Origin of the sequence: Mycobacterium sp. (genome assembly GCF_019243155.1) — a bacterium.
GTDB lineage: Bacteria > Actinomycetota > Actinomycetes > Mycobacteriales > Mycobacteriaceae > Mycobacterium.
The window spans coordinates 1-6,566 of the sequence record NZ_JAFAUS010000299.1 but is presented as its reverse complement, the minus strand read 5'-3'; the positions used below and the strand labels follow the sequence as shown (position 1 = coordinate 6,566).

Here is a 6,566-nt window from a genome sequence, read left to right as displayed (position 1 = left end):
CTGCGTGGCACCGGCTTGCCCCATGTGCTCGGGGCAGTAGACCCCCGCCGCGATCATCGTGAACTTTGCCGCACCGTCGACCGTGAAGCCGGAATTGGCCGAGGACACCTGCTTGATGACATCGACTTGGGGAGTGCCCTGATTCATCAGGTCGCAGGCGCGTTTGCCGACTTTGACGGCGAGGGATCCGTCCCCATATGTGATGCCGGCCTTGTCGAGCGCCGCCAGGAAGCTCGCATCGGGACTCGGACCGGCGTTATCTGGGTCCGCCTGTGCAGGCGCGGCCACTCCGATGACGGCGGCGAAACCCGCCAGCAGGACAAGCGTTCGCATTGCCACATCCTCGTATAGATCGGCGCGGTTGTCTTCCCGAGCGGCTGACTCTTACGCGGCTCGTAGCAACTGCTCACCGAGCGTTCGGGTGCCAGTCACCCGATGGCTGACGAACGTAGTACGCCGCTGACGTTTAGAACCTTGCGTGAACGGCTAGAGTAGGTCAACAGCCGGTGTCGGCGGGAGATCACTCGATGCTGTTATGGCAGATTTATCTGTACGGCGCGCTTATAGCCGCAGCCGGCACCTCCGTGGCCGCCGACCTGTTCTCCGCCGACCACTCCTCGTCAAAACATCACACGGGGCTGACCCTTCTCGCAGGAATGTTGTGGCCCGTGCTGCTGATCGGGCTGCTGCAGTTCGGCTGCATCAGCATTCTGGGCAAGGCAATGCGCACCCGTTCCACCCCTAGGCGCGTACCGCGACTTCCTGCGGGGCGATGACGTACGTCCTCCCCAAATCTGTCGACGGCGAGCTCGAGCGAGCAGGCAACCCCGGACGCACAGATCCCTGTAACGCGGCGCAGGCGCCGCTTGCGACTGGTGTCCCGGATCAGCATCCAATCCAAAGTCATGATCATGCTGCTGGTGGCCAGCCTGCTGTCGTTGAGGCGTTGGAGGAAGTGACCGCGCTGGAAGTCGACCGTGAGCACCTCGTCGACCTGGTCATGCGAAAACCATTGTTGTTGCAGGAATTGGGACGCACCATCGACGAACGGCGCGCCAGAGTTCAGCAGCTCACGGTGCCGTGAACTGCTCGCCGCTGTCGCCGGGTACGCCGATGATGCGGTGTTCGTAGGCGAACACGATGGCGGCGGCCCGGTCGCGCAAACCGAGTTTGGTGAAGATGCGACCGATATGGGTCTTGACGGTCAGGCCCGAAATGTAGAGCTCGTCGGCGATTTCAGCGTTGGTATGGCCCTTCGCGATCAGGGTGAGCACATCCCTTTCGCGCGGGGTGAGGTCGGCGAGCACCGCGGTTGACGAGGTCGGTGCCGCGGTGGTGCGGTAAGCATCCAACACCCGTGCGGTGACGGCGGGGTCGAGGTAGCTGTTGCCGCGGCCGACGGCCCGAACGGCGCGGATCAGCTCCTCGGCCGGTGAGTCCTTGAGCACGAAACCCGCGGCGCCTGCATGCAACACGCCGGACAGCAGTTCGTCGTCGTTGAACGTCGTCAGCGCAAGGACTGGCGGTCCGCTGCCGCGCTCGGTGAGCAGTCGCGTCGCCTCGATCCCGTCGACGCGTTTCATCCGTAGATCCATGACAACGACATCGGGCTGGTGCCGCTCGACGGCTTCGAGAACCTCGTCGCCGTCCGAGCATTCACCGACCACCATGATGCCGTGCTTGGCGCGCAGAATCAGCGAAAGGCCCGACCTCACCAATTCCTGATCATCGACGATCAGCGCGGTCACCAAGGGTTCGTCGCCGTTCACGACGCCTGCATCTGTGCTGGCGAATCGGTCGTATTGGCACTTGACGGAACACTGACATGTACCGTCCAGTTGTTTTGCCGAGGACCGATATCTATTGTGCCACCGAGGAGTTCGATTCGCTGCTTCATTCCACGAAGTCCGCGCCCATCCGCGACCGGTCGATCGTCGGCCCCGGGAAGGTCGTTCACGACCTCGAGTGTGGCGGCAATGGGCGTCGCCGTGAGGGTCATCCGAGAGGCCTCGCCCGCAGCGTGTTTGGCGATGTTGGCCAACGATTCCTGGGCGATGCGATACAAAGCGAGCCCGCCGGCCGCCGAGATGTCGTCGAGGCGGCCGCTGACATGCAGGGTGACGTTCAGCCCCGCGCGACTGAAGTCCTCGACAAGCGTGGCGATGTCGGCGACGCCGGGTTCCGGCGTACGCGCCGTGGCTTCGACGTCGAGTAGTCCGACGGTGCGGCGGATGTCGGCCATCGCCTGGCGTCCGAGGTGTTCCGCGCGCTGCAGCGCGCGCACGGTGTCCTCGTCGGAGCCGCCGTGCTGGAGCGCGTGGCGCGCACCAGTCAGGTGCAGCAGGGTGACGCTGAGCGAATGCGCGATGACGTCATGCACTTCCCGGGCGATGCGCCGACGTTCGTCCGCGGCGGCGTGTTCGGCCAGCTGATCCTGCATCTGGGTCTGCTTCACGAGCAGTTCCTGCTGGCTGCGCATGAGAAGGCCGACGACCCAGCCGATTCCGATGAAGGCGAGATACAGCGCAGGAGTGTTCAGGCGGTGCATCGCCGCGGCGCAAATCAGCAGGGCCCCTGAGGAAATGGCGGCCAGGGCGCCGCCACGAATCGAGGTGATGCCCACGACGGTGCCGACCGTCAAGCTGAGTAACAGCGGGGCGAAGTCACCCGTGATGGGCGTGGGAGTCGCGAAGAGCAGGATCGCCGTCCCCGACGTCCATGCCACCCACAGCACGGGGCCCTCGTACTTACTGATGTTCTCGAAATCGAAAACGAAGAAAGCCATCCACGGGGTGAAGGCGACCACCATCGCGATCAGCACCACGGGCCACTCGGAAACCGGTCGCTGGATGGCGGCGATTCCACCGATCAGCGCCGTGGTCGCGTCGATCGCGAGCACCACGGTCATGCTGAAGCCGTAGGGCAGCACCTGCTCTTTGCGATGCACCCAATCCTGCACACGGCTCTTCAACCCTGCCGGCATTGCCTGATCTTAAAACGCCCGAGTACGCGATGGCATCGTCCCCCGGCAGGCTTTGAATGTCCTACCGCGGTAGGACTGCAGCCACCGGCGTTACAGCCTGTCCATCGCGCGGGACATCGCGGCGTCTTCGATATAGCTCTCGCGCCGAGGATGGTAGTAAGGCCTTTCCGGCTTGCTGTCCCGTGACGGAGTCCGCACCAAGGCCCGCAGGGCCACCACGGTGCTCGTCGTCCAATTCGTGATGCGGCGACCAACATTGGTGCCGGGGAACGGAATTGCCGAACCGATGCTGGACTGGGCCGAGCCGGCTCCGAGGACGAGCCCGACGGACCAGCCCGCCACCAACGCGCGCTCCGCAGCCGCGGAACGCCTCCACACCGCGCCGATGTCAGCCATCGGATTTCGCTTCGTGTTGTGTCATGAGTTGACGCTACGAAGTCTGGGGGGCCGGCGCATCGTGCCGGGGTTTGATCTTGATCTGCGACCGTAGTAGGAGACCTACCGCCCGCCTTCTGCGACTGCGGTCTCAGGCGGTTGGGTGCGGGCCGCCATCCGGCGCATGAAGTTCGGCCAGCGCGTGAATCTGTTCGAGGTAGTGCTCGAGAGAATGGTGGATGAATCTGGCCGACACGGTGGTGGTCCCGGCCGCGGCCATGGCCTGCAGCGTCTCTCGGGTCAGCTCGGGTTCCTGCACCGGGTCAAGCGGCCGCTCGGCGGGCAGCACGACCTCGAACCCGGCGGGTAGGTCGTGCGCCCGCAACCACTCCCTGGACGTCTCCACGGACACGTTGAACGGACACCACCCGTCCGCAAGGGTGACCGCGCGCCGCAACGATCGTCGGGTTCGCCCGCCGACCCAGATCGGCACGTGGGCCTGTAAAGCGCACGGGTCGACGGTGAGGCCGCCGAACGAATAGAACTCGCCCTCGTAAACCGGCTCATTGCTTGGCAATGCGGCGCGCAACGCGCGCAATGCGTCGTCGCCACGGGCGCCGCGATCGTCGAACGGCGCTTGCAGCAGATCGAATTCCTCTTTCAGGCTTCCGACGCCGACGCCCAGGATCACCCTGCCCCCACTGACGTGATCTAGTGTGCCGTAACGCTTTACGATCGCAAGTGGATGATGATAACCGAGCACCAGGGTCATGGTGACGAGTCGAATCTGCCGGGTGCGCGCCGACACGTAACCGAGCGTGGCCAGCGGGTCCCAGTACCGGGAGCCGCGACGCCCGGCTTCGGTCGACGGTATGCCGATGTGCTCGCTGCACGTGAGGTGGTGGTATCCCAACCGATCCGCCGCCTCGGCGACCCGGCCGATGTCCTCGATCGACGCGTTCTGCTCCCAGGTCAGTGGAGCGCCCGCGACGTTGGTGACGACGGGCGTTGCGATGCCGAGTTTCAATGCAGGGGCTCTTCTCCGGCCAGAACCGTGCGGTGCATGAGACGACCGCTGTCCACGGCGTACGGCAACGCCCGGTGCATCGTGCCGGTGTTGTCCCAGATGAGCAGGTCGCCGGGTTGCCACTCGTGCCGGTAGACGTATTGCGGTTGGGTAGCCCAATCACGCAGGCGCGCAAGCAATGCGCGACTCTCTTCCACCGGCAGTCCGATTACGTAGTCCGCCGTCGCACCCAACAGCAGCGACTTGCGACCGGACTGGTGGGTCCACACGACCGGGCAGGACTTCGTCGGGGATTTTTGCCAGAAGGCAATCTCGTCGTAGGTCATCTCCGGTGTCACGTAGTACTGTGACCGCTCCGCGCTGTGGACCACCCGCAGGTTCGCGATGCCCTCCTTGTCGGCATCCGGCAGATCCTCGTAGGCCGCATACGTGTTGCAGAACTCGGTCTGGCCCCCGGCGTCCGCCAACTGCACTGCCCGCAACAGGGTCGCGAGATTCGGAAAGGGCTGCAGCGAGCCGTCGAAATGCCAGAACAGCGACCCCTTCAGGTATTTGGCACGCTGATTCACATTCTCGTCGAGCGAGATCTTGTAGATGCCGCCCTGGCCCTCGTTCTGCACGATGTCGCCGAGGGTCCGCGCGATCGCGACTTGTTCTTCGTCGCTGATCTGCAGACCGCGGAAGAAGACCACGCCGCGTTGCTCGAGGGTGGCGCGGATGTTCTCGGCTTCGCTACCGCCGAGCAGCGTGTCGAGGTCCGTTCTGATTTCGCTGCCGATTGCCGGTGTGCAGTCGACAATTTCGAGTTGCCGTGACGGAAGCCCCATAGCGTCAGCTCAATCGCGTCAGGATGGTGTTCGCCGAATGCTTGACCCGCGGCTGTTTCCACAGTTCGACCGCCAGCGACACGGTGATCAACGAGTAGAGCAGATTGCGCAGGTTCGAGACGTCCTCGGGCAGCGGTTCGGCGTAGTCGAACTTGTCGATGTAGGCGACCGCTTCCTCGGCGTGGGGGAACAACTCGTCGTAGAACGCCTGTATCTCGGCCATCGACGTATTCACGCGCTTCACGTAGCGCTCGTGCCCGTCCTCGATGGCCCACTCGTCGACCAGGTGCTCGAGCTGTGAAAACTCCTGTGGCAGAAGCGCGGTCATTTCGCCTTCTCCCCGGCCTCCACATAGTCGCCCACCACCTTGTGCAGATGGCGCAGCAGGATCTCCTCGTCGTTCATCGTGAAATGCGTGAGCGCTCCACTGTTCAGCATTGCCTGCAGCCCTTCGGACGGGCTGGCGTCCTCCAGGATGATGTCGTTGAGGAACGTCACGGTCAGCTCTTGTCCCAGCCGCTCTTTGTGCGTCGTGGGCGGCTGGTAGAACATCTCGACTTCGAACATGTGCGAGTGCGGGCCCGTCGGCCAATGGGTGTGCGTGCTGAAACCGGACGACCCGAAGATCACCACGAAGTTGGGGAAGAACTGAAACGAATCGAAGCCGTATTTCGCCGACCGCGTGGGATTGAGCCCCGCCGGCATCGGACCGCGGTCGGCGCGTTTGTTCCACGGGCCTGCCGCGCTCGCTTCCATCACGCATTCGATCGGTTTCGAGTACGGCGTCTTCTGCGAGGGCTCGCCGGCGAAGGAGAACATGCGATGCGGTCCCTTGAGCCGGTAGGCCAACGCATCGGTGAACGGGTTCGGCTGGTCGAACGCGTCTCTGGCCTCCGCCGTCAGGGCGCCGAACGACGACGCGTGCAGATATGGCCCGTGGTAGCTCTCCGCGAAGCTGTCGACGAAGATCTTCCAGTTGCACTGCAACTCCGCCTTGAAGCGGTACACCTGATGCGGCCCGCCGAAGGGATAGCCCTCGATGCCGTGGGCGAGTTCACCGAGATAGGAGCGCAACGGCTCACTGTTGTCCGGGTTGAGGTTGATGAAGATGAAGCCTTCCCAGACTTCGCATTGAACGGCGGGCACGCGGCAACTGTCGGCGTCGAAGTCGAGCAGTAGGTCCTTGCGGGTGGGCGCGTGCAGCGAGCCATCCAGGTTGTAGCGCCAGCCGTGGAATCGGCAGTAGAGCACCGGCGCCCGGCCCTCGACTTCCTCGAAGGGGTCATCGCTCCACAACATCTTGTTGCCGCGGTGCGGACAGATGTTGTGGAAGGCGCGGATCACGTCGTCCTTG

Annotated in this window: 9 protein-coding genes and 1 pseudogene; 2 read left to right on the top strand and 8 right to left on the bottom strand. The window is 64.0% G+C overall.

The window, feature by feature from the left end:
- On the bottom strand, window positions 1–333 hold a 333-nt coding region (locus JOZ00_RS14965; protein ID WP_293344809.1), incomplete at its 3' end, for a DUF732 domain-containing protein.
- 194 nt (window positions 334–527) lie between these two features.
- On the opposite strand from JOZ00_RS14965, the gene JOZ00_RS14960 reads away from it, so the two are divergent.
- Window positions 528–776 (top strand): hypothetical protein, encoded by a 249-nt coding sequence (locus tag JOZ00_RS14960; RefSeq protein ID WP_293344807.1) that lies wholly within the window; start codon window positions 528–530, stop codon window positions 774–776.
- A 167-nt stretch (window positions 777–943) separates the two neighbouring features.
- A pseudogene (locus tag JOZ00_RS14955) lies at window positions 944–1,084 on the top strand (hypothetical protein); the annotation flags it as partial.
- Here JOZ00_RS14955 and JOZ00_RS14950 read toward each other — a convergent pair.
- The 7 genes from JOZ00_RS14950 to JOZ00_RS14920 form a co-directional block, all read right to left on the bottom strand.
- The gene (locus tag JOZ00_RS14950; protein WP_293344805.1) at window positions 1,071–1,769 is read right to left on the bottom strand and encodes a response regulator transcription factor; all 699 of its coding nucleotides are present in this window, start codon (window positions 1,767–1,769) and stop codon (window positions 1,071–1,073) included. The pseudogene JOZ00_RS14955 and the gene JOZ00_RS14950 sit on opposite strands and share 14 nt — an antisense overlap.
- Window positions 1,766–2,983 carry a histidine kinase gene (locus JOZ00_RS14945; protein WP_293344803.1) on the bottom strand — a complete coding sequence of 406 codons (1,218 nt, stop codon included), beginning with the start codon at window positions 2,981–2,983 and terminating at the stop codon, window positions 1,766–1,768. Before JOZ00_RS14945 ends, JOZ00_RS14950 begins: the two co-directional genes overlap by 4 nt.
- Before the next feature lie 90 nt (window positions 2,984–3,073).
- On the bottom strand, window positions 3,074–3,379 hold the full coding sequence (locus tag JOZ00_RS14940; protein ID WP_293344801.1) for a hypothetical protein: 306 nt from the start codon (window positions 3,377–3,379) through the stop codon (window positions 3,074–3,076).
- Window positions 3,380–3,509: 130 nt separating this feature from the next.
- Window positions 3,510–4,385 carry a TIGR03619 family F420-dependent LLM class oxidoreductase gene (locus JOZ00_RS14935; RefSeq protein ID WP_293344799.1) on the bottom strand — a complete coding sequence of 292 codons (876 nt, stop codon included), beginning with the start codon at window positions 4,383–4,385 and terminating at the stop codon, window positions 3,510–3,512.
- Window positions 4,382–5,212 carry a TauD/TfdA family dioxygenase gene (locus JOZ00_RS14930; protein ID WP_293344797.1) on the bottom strand — a complete coding sequence of 277 codons (831 nt, stop codon included), beginning with the start codon at window positions 5,210–5,212 and terminating at the stop codon, window positions 4,382–4,384. The genes JOZ00_RS14935 and JOZ00_RS14930 overlap by 4 nt, the downstream gene beginning before the upstream one ends.
- 4 nt (window positions 5,213–5,216) lie before the next feature.
- On the bottom strand, window positions 5,217–5,540 hold the full coding sequence (locus tag JOZ00_RS14925; protein WP_293344795.1) for a hypothetical protein: 324 nt from the start codon (window positions 5,538–5,540) through the stop codon (window positions 5,217–5,219).
- The coding region (locus tag JOZ00_RS14920; protein ID WP_293344793.1) for an aromatic ring-hydroxylating dioxygenase subunit alpha at window positions 5,537–6,566 on the bottom strand (1,030 nt) is incomplete at its 5' end. The genes JOZ00_RS14925 and JOZ00_RS14920, both read right to left, overlap by 4 nt.